At 33.9% G+C, this 16,579-nt stretch carries 19 protein-coding genes, 1 other RNA gene and 1 pseudogene; 17 read left to right on the forward strand and 4 right to left on the reverse strand.

Annotated features, from left to right (window positions below):
• Positions 1-164 precede the first annotated feature (164 nt).
• The 9 genes from ACH6CY_RS00135 to ACH6CY_RS00175 all read left to right on the forward strand — a co-directional run bounded on the left by ACH6CY_RS00135 (position 165) and on the right by ACH6CY_RS00175 (position 5,695).
• Positions 165-455: a hypothetical protein gene (locus ACH6CY_RS00135; protein ID WP_374065166.1), complete on the forward strand. Its 291-nt coding sequence runs from the start codon at positions 165-167 to the stop codon at positions 453-455.
• A 29-nt stretch (positions 456-484) separates the two neighbouring features.
• Positions 485-835: a DUF1798 family protein gene (locus ACH6CY_RS00140; RefSeq protein WP_374065167.1), complete on the forward strand. Its 351-nt coding sequence runs from the start codon at positions 485-487 to the stop codon at positions 833-835.
• Positions 836-959: 124 nt separating this feature from the next.
• Positions 960-1,220, forward strand: coding sequence for a CotD family spore coat protein (locus ACH6CY_RS00145; protein ID WP_374065168.1), 261 nt, complete (start codon positions 960-962; stop codon positions 1,218-1,220).
• 72 nt (positions 1,221-1,292) lie between these two features.
• A complete protein-coding gene (locus ACH6CY_RS00150; protein ID WP_374065169.1) occupies positions 1,293-1,859 on the forward strand; it encodes an SLOG family protein in 567 nt (188 codons plus the stop codon).
• A gap of 58 nt (positions 1,860-1,917) precedes the next feature.
• On the forward strand, positions 1,918-2,217 hold the full coding sequence (gpsB, locus tag ACH6CY_RS00155) for a cell division regulator GpsB (protein WP_374065170.1): 300 nt from the start codon (positions 1,918-1,920) through the stop codon (positions 2,215-2,217).
• 100 nt (positions 2,218-2,317) lie between these two features.
• An RNA gene (gene rnpB / locus ACH6CY_RS00160) (RNase P RNA component class B) lies at positions 2,318-2,700 on the forward strand.
• A gap of 92 nt (positions 2,701-2,792) precedes the next feature.
• On the forward strand, positions 2,793-3,926 hold the full coding sequence (locus ACH6CY_RS00165) for a THUMP domain-containing class I SAM-dependent RNA methyltransferase (RefSeq protein ID WP_374065171.1): 1,134 nt from the start codon (positions 2,793-2,795) through the stop codon (positions 3,924-3,926).
• 33 nt (positions 3,927-3,959) lie between these two features.
• Positions 3,960-5,441, forward strand: coding sequence for a carboxypeptidase M32 (locus tag ACH6CY_RS00170; protein WP_374065484.1), 1,482 nt, complete (start codon positions 3,960-3,962; stop codon positions 5,439-5,441).
• 32 nt (positions 5,442-5,473) lie between these two features.
• Complete coding sequence (locus tag ACH6CY_RS00175) at positions 5,474-5,695, forward strand: DUF4318 domain-containing protein (RefSeq protein WP_374065172.1); 222 nt, start codon at positions 5,474-5,476, stop codon at positions 5,693-5,695.
• Positions 5,696-5,748: 53 nt separating this feature from the next.
• Here the strand turns inward: ACH6CY_RS00175 and ACH6CY_RS00180 are convergent, their stop codons facing one another.
• Entirely contained in the window at positions 5,749-6,282 is a 534-nt protein-coding gene (locus ACH6CY_RS00180) for a hypothetical protein (RefSeq protein ID WP_374065173.1), read from the reverse strand.
• A 227-nt stretch (positions 6,283-6,509) separates the two neighbouring features.
• Between ACH6CY_RS00180 and ACH6CY_RS00185 the strand changes: the two genes are divergently transcribed.
• Positions 6,510-6,782, forward strand: a complete 273-nt coding sequence (locus ACH6CY_RS00185; RefSeq protein ID WP_374065174.1) for a DUF6123 family protein — start codon at positions 6,510-6,512, stop codon at positions 6,780-6,782.
• Between the two features lie 7 nt (positions 6,783-6,789).
• On the opposite strand, the gene ACH6CY_RS00190 is transcribed toward ACH6CY_RS00185, so the two are convergent.
• Both ACH6CY_RS00190 and ACH6CY_RS00195 read right to left on the reverse strand, forming a co-directional pair.
• Positions 6,790-7,182 (reverse strand): ribonuclease HI family protein, encoded by a 393-nt coding sequence (locus ACH6CY_RS00190; RefSeq protein WP_374065175.1) that lies wholly within the window; start codon positions 7,180-7,182, stop codon positions 6,790-6,792.
• Between the two features lie 116 nt (positions 7,183-7,298).
• Positions 7,299-7,421: pseudogene (locus ACH6CY_RS00195) on the reverse strand (cold-shock protein); the annotation flags it as partial.
• Positions 7,422-7,708: 287 nt separating this feature from the next.
• On the opposite strand from ACH6CY_RS00195, the gene ACH6CY_RS00200 reads away from it, so the two are divergent.
• Together ACH6CY_RS00200 and ACH6CY_RS00205 are read left to right on the forward strand one after the other, a co-directional pair.
• Positions 7,709-8,563, forward strand: coding sequence for a DUF72 domain-containing protein (locus ACH6CY_RS00200; protein ID WP_374065176.1), 855 nt, complete (start codon positions 7,709-7,711; stop codon positions 8,561-8,563).
• Between the two features lie 50 nt (positions 8,564-8,613).
• Positions 8,614-9,228, forward strand: coding sequence for an HD domain-containing protein (locus ACH6CY_RS00205; RefSeq protein ID WP_374065177.1), 615 nt, complete (start codon positions 8,614-8,616; stop codon positions 9,226-9,228).
• Positions 9,229-9,334: 106 nt separating this feature from the next.
• Here the strand turns inward: ACH6CY_RS00205 and ACH6CY_RS00210 are convergent, their stop codons facing one another.
• The gene (locus ACH6CY_RS00210) at positions 9,335-10,357 is read right to left on the reverse strand and encodes a C40 family peptidase (RefSeq protein ID WP_374065178.1); all 1,023 of its coding nucleotides are present in this window, start codon (positions 10,355-10,357) and stop codon (positions 9,335-9,337) included.
• Positions 10,358-10,499: 142 nt separating this feature from the next.
• On the opposite strand from ACH6CY_RS00210, the gene ACH6CY_RS00215 reads away from it, so the two are divergent.
• The 5 genes from ACH6CY_RS00215 (at position 10,500) to ACH6CY_RS00235 (ending at position 16,566) form a co-directional block, all read left to right on the forward strand.
• The gene (locus ACH6CY_RS00215; protein ID WP_374065179.1) at positions 10,500-11,456 is read left to right on the forward strand and encodes a thymidylate synthase; all 957 of its coding nucleotides are present in this window, start codon (positions 10,500-10,502) and stop codon (positions 11,454-11,456) included.
• A gap of 18 nt (positions 11,457-11,474) precedes the next feature.
• Positions 11,475-11,969 carry a dihydrofolate reductase gene (locus tag ACH6CY_RS00220; protein WP_374065180.1) on the forward strand — a complete coding sequence of 165 codons (495 nt, stop codon included), beginning with the start codon at positions 11,475-11,477 and terminating at the stop codon, positions 11,967-11,969.
• Between the two features lie 18 nt (positions 11,970-11,987).
• Positions 11,988-12,206, forward strand: coding sequence for a YozE family protein (locus tag ACH6CY_RS00225; RefSeq protein WP_374065181.1), 219 nt, complete (start codon positions 11,988-11,990; stop codon positions 12,204-12,206).
• 98 nt (positions 12,207-12,304) lie between these two features.
• Positions 12,305-13,456 carry an exonuclease SbcCD subunit D gene (locus ACH6CY_RS00230; protein WP_374065182.1) on the forward strand — a complete coding sequence of 384 codons (1,152 nt, stop codon included), beginning with the start codon at positions 12,305-12,307 and terminating at the stop codon, positions 13,454-13,456.
• Between the two features lie 2 nt (positions 13,457-13,458).
• Positions 13,459-16,566 carry an SbcC/MukB-like Walker B domain-containing protein gene (locus ACH6CY_RS00235; RefSeq protein ID WP_374065184.1) on the forward strand — a complete coding sequence of 1,036 codons (3,108 nt, stop codon included), beginning with the start codon at positions 13,459-13,461 and terminating at the stop codon, positions 16,564-16,566.
• The last annotated feature ends 13 nt before the right edge of the window (positions 16,567-16,579 follow it).

Consider the following 16,579-nt stretch of genomic DNA (forward strand, 5'->3'; position numbering starts at 1 on the left):
GTTCACAATAAAGAAACGATTGCATCGACACATCACCATACATTTGTAAAAATATCGTTCATTTTCACTTTTGTTGTTATATTATTTCTAGTTTTGTCAGACGTGCAGGGAATTAATAACTGGCACAGAATAAAGAAATTAATAATTAATTAGGGAGTGTTACTATGAATAAAAAAGAAGCAATTGCTATGGATCAGATAAATAGAAAATTCGAACAATTATATAGAAAACTTCAAGTAGTGGAACAAAAACTTGCTACAAAAGCTGACGACATCGTATTAACAATGGTATTAAATCAAAGACATGATATGGAAGAATTACAAACAGAAATAAAACAATTAAAATCTGAAATCGGACAATTAAGTGTAGCACATAATTATAAACGTTATACCATAAAACGGACGAAAAATACAAAAAAACCACTAAAACTTCTGCCATTTCTTCAAAAATCATGATACAGTAGAAGAAGCAGGGGGCATGGATAATGACAGTGAAAAATGTAACAATAGAATTGAAAGAACACTTAAAACGATTAAAGCACAATTTTTTTTATCAAGATAAACCCAAAAACAAAAGGGATTTAAATTTTTTTTCTTATGTAAAAGAAGTTACTAACCCTGTATTTCATATAATTGAACAATGGGAACATAACACAGCTAATGCAGTAAAAAATCGAGAGTTAAGTATTCATCCCCAACAAGTTGTTTCTACTAGAGAGAATATCGAATTATTATTGCTTCATAGCTATTATATCGATGTGAAACAAGACAGATATATGAATCTTTATAATTCTGTCTTGTATGTGTTGGATATCATCCTAGAGGAAGCAGACTAAGTTTGATTCAATTTGTTAATAAAAATATCTTATATATAGGACGAACGCCAAAGCAACTTTCTTTTGCTAAACATAGGTTATAGTGTAGCAAGCCAATATGTTTATATAGAAAGGAGAATGTATGATGCGGCCTCGTCGTCATTGTTGTAAACAAGGACCAACGCATACGGTGGTTTGTCCAACGAAATGTAACGAAATGCACACGTGTAGTCAATCTAATATAAATTATATTCATCCATCACATACAAATATGGTAAATCATCACCTTGTTAAAAACACACATTTCTACCCACACACGACATCGTACCAAAACACGGTAGATACAGTGAATGTATATGGGGGTTCACCCCAAGTACCAAATCAGCAACAGCCATTTTTTCGTTAAACACTTACTTCATTAAGTACAGTAAAAAAAGCTGGTGAACACCAGCTTTTTTACATATAAAGGATGATGTTATTGAATGTACTAGCAGTTACGGGATACAAACCACACGAAATGAATATTTCATCAGTAAATGATCAAAGAATTCGATATATAAAAGAAACGATAAAGAGACGATTACTCCATCTGATTAATGAAGGTATTCAGTGGGTACTTGTATCTGGACAAATGGGTGTAGAAATATGGACATGTGAAGTAGTCATCGAATTAAAACGTGTTTATGCAATTAAATTAGCTATTGTCCCTCCTTTTGATGGACAAGAGACTAGGTGGCCAGAATCGATACAGCAACTATATCAAAATATCTTAATGGAAGCTGATTTTGTTCAGCTTTTATATGAGTCAACCTACAAAGGAGCTTATCAATTTAAAGCTAAAAATAAATTTATGGTAGATAAAAGTGATGCTTGCTTATTAATGATTGATGAAGAATTTCCTGGTTCTAATCGATTCTTTTTAGAAGAAGCGATGCATAAGCATAAACATGTAGCGTATCCAATATATTATATGACTCCCCTTGATTTAGAAGATACGATGCAAGCAATGATTGAAGAGGAGCAAATAAATACGGTCAATGATTGACAATTCCTTTTAAATTTGAAAAAATAGTTACAAGTATGTGAAACTTGAGGTGAAAAAAATGAGTGAAGAATTAAATCAATTAAGTGCTAAAGAGATCCTTGATAAAAATTTCAAAACGTCTATGAGAGGATATAATCAAGAAGAAGTTGATGCTTTTTTAGATATAATCATTCAAGATTATGAAAGGTTTATAAACCAAATTGATAAACTAGAACAAGACAACAGTCGTTTAAGAAAACAATCAGAAACAACGAGAACACGACCGACTACATCAAACCATCAGGTCAATTATGATATATTAAAACGTTTATCCAATTTAGAGAAGGCTGTGTTTGGTAAAAAATATGCAGATTCGTAGTTTGTCTTTATGTTAAACATTGCCATTGTGATTATGTTGAATGATATGATATAATTATACTATTGACCGTTTAACAAACTAAACGATGCATACGATATGAATGTTTGCTGTAATCGCTACGTATGATTCATATGTAGAGGAAAGTCCATGCTCACACAAACTGAGATGTTTGTAGTGTTCGTGCTTGATGAAATCATAAATCAAGGTAACCATAATGGTTAACGGCAGAGTACACACCTACGTCGTTAGATATGGTGTAACGCTCTTGAAAGTGCCACAGTGACGTAGTCAAATTGGAAACAATTTGAGTGGAACGCGGTAAACCCCATGAGTGAGCAACCCAAATTTAGGTAGGGGCATCTTGTATTAGGGAATTCAACCGAAACAAGGACAAGCTAGTTGCTTGTAGATAGATGATTACAACTTACGTACGAGGCTGACCACCGTTTGTAGTGCAACAGTAACAGAACATGGCTTACCAAACATTCATTGGTCTATTACACAAGTAAAGCACCCTTCTAATAACACTGTGTTATCAGAAGGGTGTTATTTTTTTATAAGGAAGGATATGGACTATGTCAGATAGAATAACGTTGTTAGCAACTGCAGCAATGGGGTTAGAATCAGTTGTTGCAAACGAAATAAAAGCTTTGGGCTATCATGATGTTCAAGTAGAGAATGGGAAGGTAATATTTGAAGCGGACATACAAGCAATTCCACGCTGTAATTTATGGCTTCGTACCGCAGATCGAGTGAAAGTCATCGTTGGAGAATTTCATGCAACCACTTTTGATGAACTATTCGAACAAACAAAATCGTTACCATGGGAACGATTTATCACAGAAGATGGTGTTTTCCCCGTGAATGGTAAATCTGTTAAATCAAAATTATTTAGCGTATCAGATTGTCAAGCAATCGTTAAAAAAGCCATCGTGGAGCGGTTGAAACAAAGATATGGTATTGCAAGTCGGATGCCAGAGTCTGGTGCTTTTTATCGGGTAGAAGTAGCCTTACTTAAAGATAAAGCTACTTTAACGATTGATACGTCAGGCTCTGGACTACATAAACGTGGATATCGAACGGCGCAAGGGGAAGCGCCACTTAAAGAAACACTTGCTGCAGCACTTGTGCAACTTACGAATTGGAAGCCAGACTATCCGTTAGTCGATTTATTTTGTGGCTCCGGTACAATAGTAATTGAAGCTGCACTTATTGGTCAAAATATTGCACCTGGTTTTAATCGTTCCTTTGCATCAGAGGAGTGGGTCTGGATTAGCCAAGATCAATGGACAGAGGCCTTTGACGAAGCAGAAGGATTAGCTAATTACGATCAACCGCTATCTATCACAGGTTCTGATATTGATCCTAAAATGATTGAAATTTCTAAGAATAATGCGATGGAAGCTGGATTAGCAGATTTAATTACATGGAAGCAAATGCAAGCAACAGACTTTTATCCAAGAGAAACGAATGGTTATTTAATTAGTAATCCACCTTACGGGGAGCGAATAGGGGATAAAAAAGAAGTAGAAGCAATCTATCAATCCTTAGGACAAATAATGAAAAATCATCCTTCTTGGAGTTCCTATTTATTAACTTCTAATGAGAAATTTGAAACACTTTACGGGACAAAAGCAACAAAAAGACGAAAACTATTTAATGGTTTTATTAAAGTCGATTATTACCAATATTTCGGAAAGAGGATTTAAAAGGAGGGTGTTTCTTTGTCGACTATAACAAAGATGGAACAACAGTTTAAAGAGCTACTCAAAGAACAAAATAGTTATCATGAAGCTTTAGCACTTGTGCAATGGGATCTAAGGACAAAAGCGCCAAAGAAAGGGGTAGAACAACGCGCCGAAGTAATCGGTTTATTGTCACAAAAACTACATCAGTTAACGACTTCAAATGAAATGAAAAAATGTATTGATGTTTTGAAAGATCAAACAGAAGATCCAATTTTACAACGTGCAGTAGAAGAATGTGAGAACGAGTATCTTCGAAGTAGCAAAATTCCAGATTATGAGTATAAAGCATATGTTACCATACGATCTAAATCTGAATCTGCATGGGAACAAGCTAGAGAAGAAGATAATTTTGAATTGTTACAACCTTACCTAGAAAAATTAGTTTCATATAACAAAAAGTTTGCAACCTATTGGGGTGCAACGACGAATAAATATGATGCATTATTAGATTTGTATGAGCCTGGGATTACGACAAAGGAGCTAGATCAAGTGTTTGGACAAGTAAGAGAACATTTAACCACACTTGTGGAGCAAATTAGGCAATCAAATATATATCCCAACACAAATTTTTTAACACATCATTTTCCGAAAAAAGATCAACGTTCATTTAGTTTAGCAATATTAAAACAAATGGGTTATGATTTTGATGCAGGTCGTTTAGATGAAACAGTACATCCGTTTGCGATAGGGATTAATTCAAATGATGTTCGAGTAACTACACGATACGATGAAACAGATTTTCGTACGTCGGTGTTTGGCACCATTCATGAAGGTGGACATGCATTATATGAACAAAATATTTCTCCAGACTTAGCCCAAACCCCATTAGCAACAGGGACATCTATGGGTATACATGAATCACAATCTTTGTTTTGGGAAAACTTCATTGGTAGAAGTGAAGCATTTTGGGAAACGCACTTTGAACTATTTAAGTCATTTGCTCCATCTGAATTTCATTCGATAGATTTTAATGATTTTTATCGTGCCATCAATGAAGTGAAGCCTTCATATATACGAATTGAAGCTGATGAGTTAACCTATTGTCTACATATTATCGTTCGCTATGAGTTAGAAAAAGCACTTATTGATGGAGATTTAAAAGTAAAGGATTTACCTGAAGCTTGGAATGATAAGATGGAAGCATATTTAGGTATTCGTCCTAGGTCGAATAAAGAGGGTGTTTTACAGGATATTCATTGGTCAGCAGGTGATTTTGGATACTTCCCGTCTTATGCACTGGGGTATATGTATGCAGCACAACTACATGATCAATTAAAGAAAGATGTCAATATAAATCAAGTTATTGCTTCTGGAGATTTTTCAAGCATCAAACAATGGTTAACTAAAAACATTCATCAACATGGAAAAATGAAAAAACCACTTGATTTGATTCAAGAGGTTACTGGTAAATCATTAGATGCAACGTATTTAGTTAATTATTTGTCAGATAAATACGCATATATTTATCAATTATAGTCTTTCTAATACACTGACGGGAGAGGGCGATATTGTTTAAAAAACTTTTCAGAAAAGCATTTCTTGTTGATTTAGATGATGCATTAACTTATCCAACTTCCAAAACAATTTGTCAAGCTATTCAAGAGCAAGAAAATGATGTAGTCTTCCTTAGTGAAGAGAAGCCAATAGTATTTCAGCTGCAAGAAACTGTTTATGCAGTTAGCATTAAATCGGCCAATGGAGGCTATATTATTCACTGTAAAGAAAAATAAAATAAGCTTTATTACATGAAAACAAGGACGCTAACCTAGCGTCCTTGTTTATTTTAACTTAATGCGTCTGCCATATCTGGTACCATTAAATCTGCTGCTTCATAAATTTCAGCAATTTGCTCTTGGAACTTTTCCCAAGTTGCTTCCGCCTCTTTTAAATCTGCTGCTTCACTATTTAACCCTGTTTCTACTTGTTGATAATAATTATTTAAAGTAGTAATTGCCTTTTGATATTGCTCTTTTTCTTGATCAGGTAATTCTACTTGAATTTCATAATCATTTAACAAGTTTTTAGCTTCTGTAGCTGCTGTTTTAGCTTCTTCTTCAGTAGTTTGAATCGTTTCTTCTGTTGATGACTCATCTTGCAACGCCAAGAGATAAGCATTAATCTTTTGTTGATGAGGTGAGACAGCTTTTGTTAAGTTAAGTTGTACATCTAATAATGCTACTTGTGTCTCTTTTTCATCTGTTGCTTGTTCCGCATCTTCTGTGTTATCATTACTGTTCTCTGTACTTTTCTCATCTTGGGAGCATCCAGTAATAACTAACGCTACAATTAAACCTAATGCAATTAATAATTGTTTCATTATTGTATCCCCTTTATGTATGTAGAATAGTTAGTAGTTTACTTCTTGTATCGTGAAAAGTAAAGATAACATTAAAATTTTTAAATTTTAATACTATTTAAAAAATAGTTTAATGTTGTATTTGTACTTTTACAATTCCCTAGCATAAATAAGAGAACTATATTATACTTACAGTAATCATACTTGAAATACTTCAAGTGAAGAAAGAAATAGTTAGAGGTGTTCAAATGCCAAAGGCTTCTTCTTTAGCAGATTTTATAGAAATATTATGGGAGAAAGGTTTTAAATTAACTGATGAGGAGGTTCATTTTATTTATTTTGGTAAGCGATACACAGAAGCAAGTGATGAAATTATTATTATTGCTTTAAAATACACATTACAAATACAACTCCATTTTAACCGCAGTTTCTATATCAGCTTATTAGAATTGTTAATGGAAAATAAAGTAATGAATGAAAAGCAAGCTTTAGCAGTGTTTAAGCAAAAAAGTATTTTGTGACATAACTTTATTGGTTTGATCGAAGGGCTATTCTCGCTAATCGATCTGCATGATTGTTTTGGTTATCAGGAATCCACTTAATAAAACAATATGGAAATTGCGGTATTAAACGTAAAATTTCATCTAGTAATGGATAGAACATCTTATTTTTAGTGTATGCTTTTTCAATCATATCAACGACAAGTTTGGAATCAGAGCGAATTGAAATAATTTCGTCTGGATACATGTCTTTACATAATTTTAGTCCTTTCATTACTGCTATCAATTCTGTTTCATGATTTGTATATGTTCCAACATAATAACTCTTTTCTATAAATACATTTTTCTTTTTCAATAAAACCCCAACACCACTAGGTCCAGGATTACCCATTGAGGCACCATCAACATAAACTTCTAACATTTTATTACTCCTCTTTTTTTATGGGAACTATAGTTACTCGTTATGTGCAAAAAAAATAGATAATCATGCTGTAGTAATTATCGCTCTGATATAAATAGTATTGCTTCTCTACATTTTTAGCCTATGCCGCGCTCACCTTCGACGATTTCAAGAGTAACCGTTTGGCCTTTTTCTAATGTCTTCAAACCTTCTTCTTGAATAGCGGAGTGATCTAGAAATATATCATTCCCTTTTTCTACATTAAATCATTTTACGATATTTGTTTGCCTGTAAGTAAACATCCTTAAAACTTTCACGTATCATGTGATAATACAAGCAAGAAGAATGGAAATGAAAAAGGTAACTTATAGAAGAGAAGGATCATTTTTGCATCCACTTCTATGAAGCTACCTAGTCATCTATGAATCTACTCTTCTTTGCCTCAAATATAGCTTATTTTAAATATTCAGTCAAGGCATGGATGGTTCTCTATTGTTATAGTTATGGTAAAATAAATTAGGTAATATTTTTTGGGGTGAATCTGATAATGTCTGTTTTTATAGGGTTAACAGGATGGGGAGATCATGATTCATTGTATCACCATCAAACGAAAATAAAAGATAAATTAGCTACTTACAGTGCTCATTTTCCAATTGTAGAAGTAGATTCTTCATTTTATGCAGTTCAATCTGTACAAAATTATGAAAAATGGTGTAATGAAACACCTGTTAATTTTAAATTTATAATTAAAGCACATCAGTCTATGACGGGGCATGATCGCAAAAAAATAACAAACGTTGAAGCGAAAAAACTTTTTCAATCTTTTTTAGAATCAATTGAACCGGTTAGACGCCATAATAAACTCTTATACATATTGTTCCAGTTCCCGCCTTGGTTTGATGTGCGTGATGTTCATGTGAAAAAATTACAAAAGATCAAACAGTTACTTCCTAATCTTCCTATTGCGATAGAATTTCGCCATCAATCATGGTTTTATCCGAAGAACAAACAACAGACGTTAGCCTTATTACGCGCGTGTGATTGGATCAACACCATTTGTGATGAACCTCAGGCAGGGGCGACATCTATACCGACCGTACTAGAGAAAACAAATGATTCCCATGCTTTCATTAGAATGCATGGACGAAATTTACATGGTTGGAATAGAAACGGCCGAGGGGATGAGTGGAGGAAAGTCCGTTTTTTATATCGTTATAATCAAAAGGAATTAATCGAATGGTGTGAGAACATTCGATATTTACAATCAAAGGTGAATGATGTAAGTATTGTGTTCAATAATAATTCAGGTGGCGACGCTGCTGACAATGCAAAACAGTTGATTGATTTATTAGGGGTCACGTATGATAACTTAAATTCGAAACAACTAGATTTATTTGAATAACATCATCTAACTGCTATTTATTTTATTTAACTTGAATGGGGGAACAACAGTTGGAAGAGGAAACCATTAAACAAACAAAAGCATTCATTTCAAAATGGTTCCAACATGATGCAACTGGACATGATTTTACACATATGGAACGGGTAGCTAAACTTGCTAATTATTTAGCGAGGAAAGAAAATGCCGATAACTTTTTAGCAGAAATGGCTGCTTGGTTACATGATGTAACAGATGCTAAATTAACAGATCAACCACAACAAGCAGAAAAAGATTTATTTTTATTTTTAGAAAGTCAGCCGTTGACTAAGACTCAAATAAATATTATTTTAACAGCAATCGATACCGTTTCATTTCGAAAAGGAAAACAACCAAATACGATCATTGGTCAAATAGTGCAAGATGCCGATCGTCTAGATGCAATTGGTGCTATTGGTATTGCTCGAGCTTTTAGCTTTGGAGGAAACAAAGATAGACCTATTTATAGTGAATCCCTTTTAGATCAACAAAGAAGTACAGTCCAACATTTTTATGATAAGTTACTGCTGTTAAAAGAACAGCTTCACACGGATACAGCTAAACAGATAGCGAAAGACAGACATGCGTATACGGAACAATTTTTAACTCAGTTTTTTAAAGAATGGTATTTTTTAGCTGACAATGAATAGTGTAAAATGAATGTAACTATGATTTTTATCAGTACTCGCTACGGGTTTCAACCCAAAAGGGTTAAACAAAAGCCCCCATGCATTTGCATATGAGGCTTGGCATTATTTATTGGACATGCACACGTTTTGAACCTAAATATCTTGGTTTCCAATACGTGTTGTCGACTGAAGATATTTGAACACCTTTAGATTCACTTGCATGGATAAACTGTCGATTACCTAGATAGATTCCCATGTGAGAGGGACCTTTTTTATATGTCTCAAAAAACACAAAATCACCCACTGAAGGACTATTGGTTGGCTGTGCCATGTTCCAAATATCTGAAACGGTTCGCGGTATTGTAACATTCATTTGTTTGAATACATAGTTAATGTACCCGCTACAATCAAATCCAGAGGGAGACGTTCCTCCCCATACATAGGGGACACCTACATATTGCTTTGCCACTTGCACTAATTGGGTTGTCTGAACCGATTGATTTGTCATATCTTTTGCAACGGTTATTTTTGACTTTGTCAATTGTTTTTGCTTGTTTATTTGAGTTTCGTTTTCGTTGCTTTCTTTTAAAGCTGTAACTACTTGAGGTGTGATCGCTTGTTTTATTTCCAATCCATTGTCAACTTGGAAATCATGTAAAGCTTGATTTGTCTTTGGACCAAAAATACCATCCAGTTTATCTTTATAATAACCAAAATAATATAATGCCTTTTGAATAACTTTAATTTTATCGCCAGTTTCACCTATATCGTACGTACGATCAATCGATTGTAAAGGCTCCAAATATTTCTTTCGCTCGGAACGAATAATTGAAGCTATTGTTTCTTTATTTGCTTCTCCAGAGATGGTTAATTGATGTTCTGCTTGATATCTTTTTAATGCATATTCAGTAAAAATTCCAAACTCACCATTTATATCTTTATTGTAATAGGATAAAACATTCAGTTTTTGTTGCAAGACACGAATTGCTTCACTGTGTTTCCCATAGGATAATTCCTGTTCAGCTTGTTGAAATATTTCGTTTTGTAAAGATGGGTATGCGTCAATGTAAAACGAAAATGGTTGACTAAGAATATAGCCATAAGCCATTGAATGCTTTACGACCTGTTGCATTTGTAATGATGCAAGCATAAATAACGCCTCCTTCCAAAATCATTCTGTATTTAAGTGTATGAATCATCAAAAAGAAACATGATCTATTGAATGAAACGAAATATTTTTGTAATATGGAACAATAAGCATTGTTAGAAAAAGAAAACTGAGGTGGATATAGATGTATGGTGAAAAAGGGTATTTACAATTATGTGAACATATTTTAACAAATGGAACTATAAAATCAGATCGAACAAATACTGGTACCTATTCGATATTTGGACAACAAATGCGTTTTTCATTACAAGAAGGTTTTCCTTTGTTAACGACAAAACGTGTTCCGTTTCGTCTAATCGCAAGTGAGTTAATTTGGTTCATTAAAGGAGATACAAATATTCGTTACTTACTACAGAATAACAATAATATTTGGAACGAATGGGCTTTTAAAAAATGGGTGGATAGTGATGAATATCAAGGGATAGACATGACTGATTTTGGTAACCGATCCCAAACAGATCAAGCATTTAATGAACAATATCAACAAGAAATGGACAACTTTAAGCAACGAATAATAGAAGATGATGCATTTGCTGAGAAGTATGGTGATCTAGGTTCTGTATATGGAAAGCAGTGGCGCAATTGGAAAACGTCTCGCGGGGATACAATTGATCAATTGAAGCAAGTAATTGAAGCGATAAAAACAAATCCGGATTCTAGAAGGCATATTGTTACAGCATGGAATCCTGAAGATGTTCCGAGTAACATGGCTTTACCACCTTGTCACACGATGTTTCAATTTTATGTAGCAGATGGAAAACTGTCTTGCCAATTATACCAACGTAGTGGTGATGTTTTTCTTGGTGTACCTTTTAATATCGCTAGCTATGCACTACTAACACATTTAATTGCTCATGAATGCAACTTGGAGGTAGGGGATTTTGTTCACACATTGGGTGATGCACATATCTATTCGAATCATATAACACAAGTGAAAACACAATTAGAGCGTCATATCTATGAACTGCCTACATTAAATATTAGTGACTCACTTACTTCCATTTTTGATATTGAAATGGACGATATAGCGATTGATAACTATAAGTCTCATCCTGCAATCAAAGCACCAGTAGCTGTTTAATACAAGGAGGAAGTAAAAGTGATATCATTTATGTTTGCAATGGATAAAAACCAAGTGATTGGTCATAAACAATGGATGCCTTGGCATTTACCACACGATTTGCAATTTTTTAAAAAGACAACATTGGATCATACCATTGTTATGGGAAGAAAAACATTTGAATCATTTAATAAACCTTTACCCAAAAGGGAAAATGTGATTATCACACGTGACGAATCATATGAACGTGAAGGCTGTACAGTTATCCATTCCATTGACACTTTATTAGAGTGGAATAAAAAGCACCCCGATAAAGAGTATTTTGTTATTGGTGGCGGAGAAATTTTCAAACAATTATTACCGTATGCAGATCGAATGTACATGACATATATTAATGAAACGTTTACAGGGGATACTTATTTTCCAAGCTTTGATGATAGAGATTGGAAAATAGTAAACAAGGAGCAAGGAATGCAAGATGAGAATAATCCTCATGAATATTATTTTCTTCAATATGAGCGTGTAAATCAATAGATAGCAGGGAGCGAGTAAATGCATTCTTTTTATCAATACATGATGCGTCACCGTGGTGTGAAGCATGTAACGAATGACAGTAAGTTAGCAGAATGGATGTTTCGTGATCACAATTTTCCTAAGCATAGTACATCATATGATGAGATTAGTAGTTACCTAGAATGGAATATTCCATTTACTGAAGCATTACAAGTTTTTGATCAATTATGGGAGCAATACCGGAACGACACAACTTAGACTCTAGTACTAGCTGGAGTCTTTTTTTCGCAATAATAAGCTTGGCTGATATTTATTATGATTTCATTTCATAAATTTTAAAATAAGGAAGGATAAACATGCGCATACTTCACACAGCTGATTGGCATTTAGGAAAGATCGTACATGGCGTTCATATGACGAATGATCAAGCCTATGTAATAGAGCAACTGCTAATCCTTTTAAAGGAAGAAAAGCCAGATTGCCTCATAATAGCAGGAGACATTTATGATCGTTCCATCCCACCAAAAGAAGCAGTACAATTACTCGATCAAGTCTTAACAGAAATTATCGTCGATTTGCAAATCCCAATTCTTATTATTTCAGGTAATCATGATAGCCCAGATCGTTTACAGTTTGGCAATCGTTTATTTAGAGAAAATCAGCTCGTTATTCAGACGAATATAAGTCAATGTGCTGAACCAATTACTTTGCATGATGAAGATGGACCTGTTCATTTTCATCTTATTCCTTATATTGAGCCAGCTGATGCACGTGCATATTTTGAAAATGAAGCAATTAACTCTCATGAGCAAGCAATGGCTAAAATTGTTGAAGAAATAAAACAACATACCGACATGAAAGCTCGTAATGTTATCGTAGGACATGCCTTTTTAGCAGGTGGCATGGAATCTGAATCAGAAGAACGATTGTCTATGATTGGTGGTAGTCCATATATAGATGGTCAGCTCTTCAAGGATTTTTCTTATGTAGCACTAGGGCATCTTCATCAACGACAAAAAGTTAATTTTGATCATATTCAATACAGTGGTTCGATTTTAAAATACTCTTTTTCCGAAGAGAAGCATATTAAGTCGGTTCAACTGGTTGAGTTAACAAAAGATGATCTACAAATAAAGCGAATTCCACTAAAACCGAAATATGATATGCGTGTGATAGAAGGTTACTTTCAAGAATTATTAAATTCAGATACGTACGCAGCATCAGATGATTACTTACATATTCGTTTATTAGATGATGGACAATTAATTGATCCTATTGGCAAATTGAGAAAAAAATTTCCTAACACGATGCGATTAGAACGAGCTGTTTTACAAGGGGCAAAAAAGTTAGATGATGTACAACGGATGAAGGAAAGACAGCAAATGAATCACGAGCAATTATTTGCATCTTTTTATGAAGAACTTAAGGGAGAAGCGTTACCACCAAACCGATCCACCTATATTAATCAAATCATTCATCAACTTACTAGTAAAGAAAGAGGGAAATAACGATGCGAGCAATGACACTAGAATTAGCTGCATTTGGCCCATATAAAGACAAGCAGATAATTGATTTTCGCTCATTAGGAAATGAAACAATATTTTTAGTTACTGGACCAACAGGGGCTGGTAAGACATCTATATTTGATGCCATTTGCTTTTCATTATATGGAAAAGCTAGTGGAAGTGATCGTGATCAAGATGGTTTTCGAAGTCAATTTGCTGCATCAGACGAAATTACTTATGTATCATTCACTTTTGAGTTAAGAGGAAAACAATATCTCGTTCACCGAAAGCCAAAGCAACCTCGTAAAAAAGAACGAGGAGAAGGGTTTCGTGAAGATCCTACACAAGCAGAACTGTATAAAGTGATAAACGGTAAAAAAGAACTCATGTATTCTAAAGTGAAAGATGTCAATGAGACAATTGAATCTCTACTTGGGCTGGATTATGATCAGTTTAGAAAGATGATTATGATTCCACAAGGAGAATTTCGTAAGCTTATTGCAGAAAATAGTAAGGCTCGTGAAGAAATTTTACAAAAAATCTTTCATACTTATTTTTATCAAGAGATAACGGAAGAATTAAAAAAACAAACGAAGGAAAAAGAGAAAATTCTAGAGCAACTCGAGTGGAAAATGGAACAAGAATTACAAACGATCGATTGGCTTGACTTTCAAGACAAAGTGAATATAAAACAAATCATTGATACGCTCGATAATCAACTGACATTAAACAAGGAAAAAGAGCAGGAATTAACGAAACAACAAAAAGATGCAGAGGCTACACTACAAGCCAAACAACAGGAATATTGGCAAGGTGTAGAATTAGCAAATAAATTCAAACAACAACAAGAGCTCATGCAGGAACAATATAATTTAGAACAGCAAAAAGATACTATTATACAAAAGCAGGGTCATTTAAAATGGGCAGAGAAAGCGAAACAGATTGAATTAGCAGAGAATCAATACAATGAACGAGCAGAAGAAGCTGTTGATCAAAAAGAGAAAGTTAACAATCAGAAGAATAGCATGTTGAATGAACAACAGCAGTTGGAAAATATAGCTAAAAAAGAAAAGCTATATTGTGAAAATCTAGAACAAAAAGAGAAAGAATTACAACTGGTTACTGAACAAAAACAAAAGTTAACTAAATTAAAAAGCTATCAAGCAATTAAACAAGAATTAACTGCAGTTAACAAAGAACTTACACAATTGAATCAATCATTGCTAATCAAGAAACAATCAAAAGCAGATAAACAACAACGTTTAGATGAAGTTGACCAAACGTCTAATGAAGAAAGCTATTGGACGAAACAATATTACGAAGAACAACAAATAAATGAAAATGCAAGAAACATGTACCAGAAATCACTTGAGTTTTCGCGTGAATTTGAAGCATTAAAGAAATTACGCCAGCATTTTTTAAAAATTAACGAACAATACAATCAATACGCCAGCCAGGTAAATGAATTGCGTTCTAGTTTAAAAGAAATAGAGGAAAACCAGAAACAAGCACATGCAGTGGCGCTTGCTGAGCAATTAAAGAATGGTGATCCTTGTCCAGTATGTGGTTCACAACATCATCCTAATGTAGCAACGCATGATAAACCGACGTATTCTTCAAAAGCTTATGAACAACAAAAGCAAGCACTCATACAAGTTGAAGAGCAACAAATGAGCTTTAATAACAAATATGTTCAAGCAAAGGCTGATGGAGAGGCAAAACGTCAGGTTGTTGATAACCTTGCTAAAGAACTTACAATCTCAGTAAATGATGTAGAAGAAAGAATGATTCAAGATGTAATTACGCATTGGAAAAATAAAGTAGAGGCATCAAATCAGGAATTACAACAAATAAGCAAACAACTGAACAAGATTTCCACTTTGAAAAGTGAGCGAAAACAACTCCAAGAAAACATCAGCGTATTAGATCAAGCAATCGAAAAAATAGAACAGCAAGTGCAGGATCAATATAAAACAATATGGACGTATGAATCCCAGCTTCAACAATTAAAAGAAGAGATGCCAGAAGAAGCATTCACAGTAAACAATTGGGAGGAAAATTTATTAAGACAAGAACAAACGTTAATTCAATGGTTTGATGAATGGGAAAAGATTGAAAAAAAGAAGAGCGAACAAAAAACAAAAGTAGATCAAGCTAAAACAACTTTAACTTCCCATGAATCATTTTACACCGAACTAAAACATAAAAAAGAAAAAGCGTTAAAGACATTTCAAGACCATTTGATAGCCAATGGATTTACGGATGAATCGGAATATCGGAAAGCAAAATTAACAGAGCATCAAATGGAAGTATTATCTAATGAAATTGACCTATTTAATCAATACGAAATAAAAGTAAAAGAACAGCTTGCTTTTTTATCGAATCAATTACATGATAAACATACTCCAAATATAGAAGCACTAAAAGAAAGTGTAAAAGAAGAAGAGGAGCAATTAGAGAAGCATCGAGTGGAATTGCAGCAATTAAAATCAAAAATGTCTAGATTAGCGGAAGTGACAACTTCTATTAATCATTTGCAACACCAAAAAGAAGAAGAAGAAACAGCATTTGCAGATGTTTCTGCGCTAGCAAGTCTTGCCCAAGGTCAAAATCATTTGCGCCTATCATTTGAGCGATATGTGTTAGCTTCGTTTTTAGACGAAATTTTATTACAAGCAAATATTCGATTAGATCAACTAACAGAACATCGCTACCAATTGCTAAGAAGTAATCAAGTCGCCAAAAAAGGTGCGCAAAGTGGTCTTGATTTAGAAGTGTTAGATCAATACACAGGACAACAACGTTCGGTTAAAACGTTATCTGGTGGAGAAGGATTTAAAACATCACTCAGTTTAGCATTAGGAATGGCAGATGTTGTTCAAGCACATGCTGGAGGCGTACAATTAGAAACATTGTTCATTGATGAAGGATTTGGAACATTAGATGATCTTTCTTTAGCACAAGCTATTGAATGCTTGAAAGGATTACAACAATCGAATCGAATGTTAGGTATTATTTCACACGTACCGCAATTAAAAGAGGAAATCTATGCCCAACTGCAGATAATACCTTCATCAAACGGTTCACATGCTAGCTTTACATTTAAAAAATGATATACTAATACTA

Origin of the sequence: Paraliobacillus sp. JSM ZJ581, from assembly GCF_044383835.1 — a bacterium.
GTDB lineage: Bacteria > Bacillota > Bacilli > Bacillales > Amphibacillaceae > Paraliobacillus.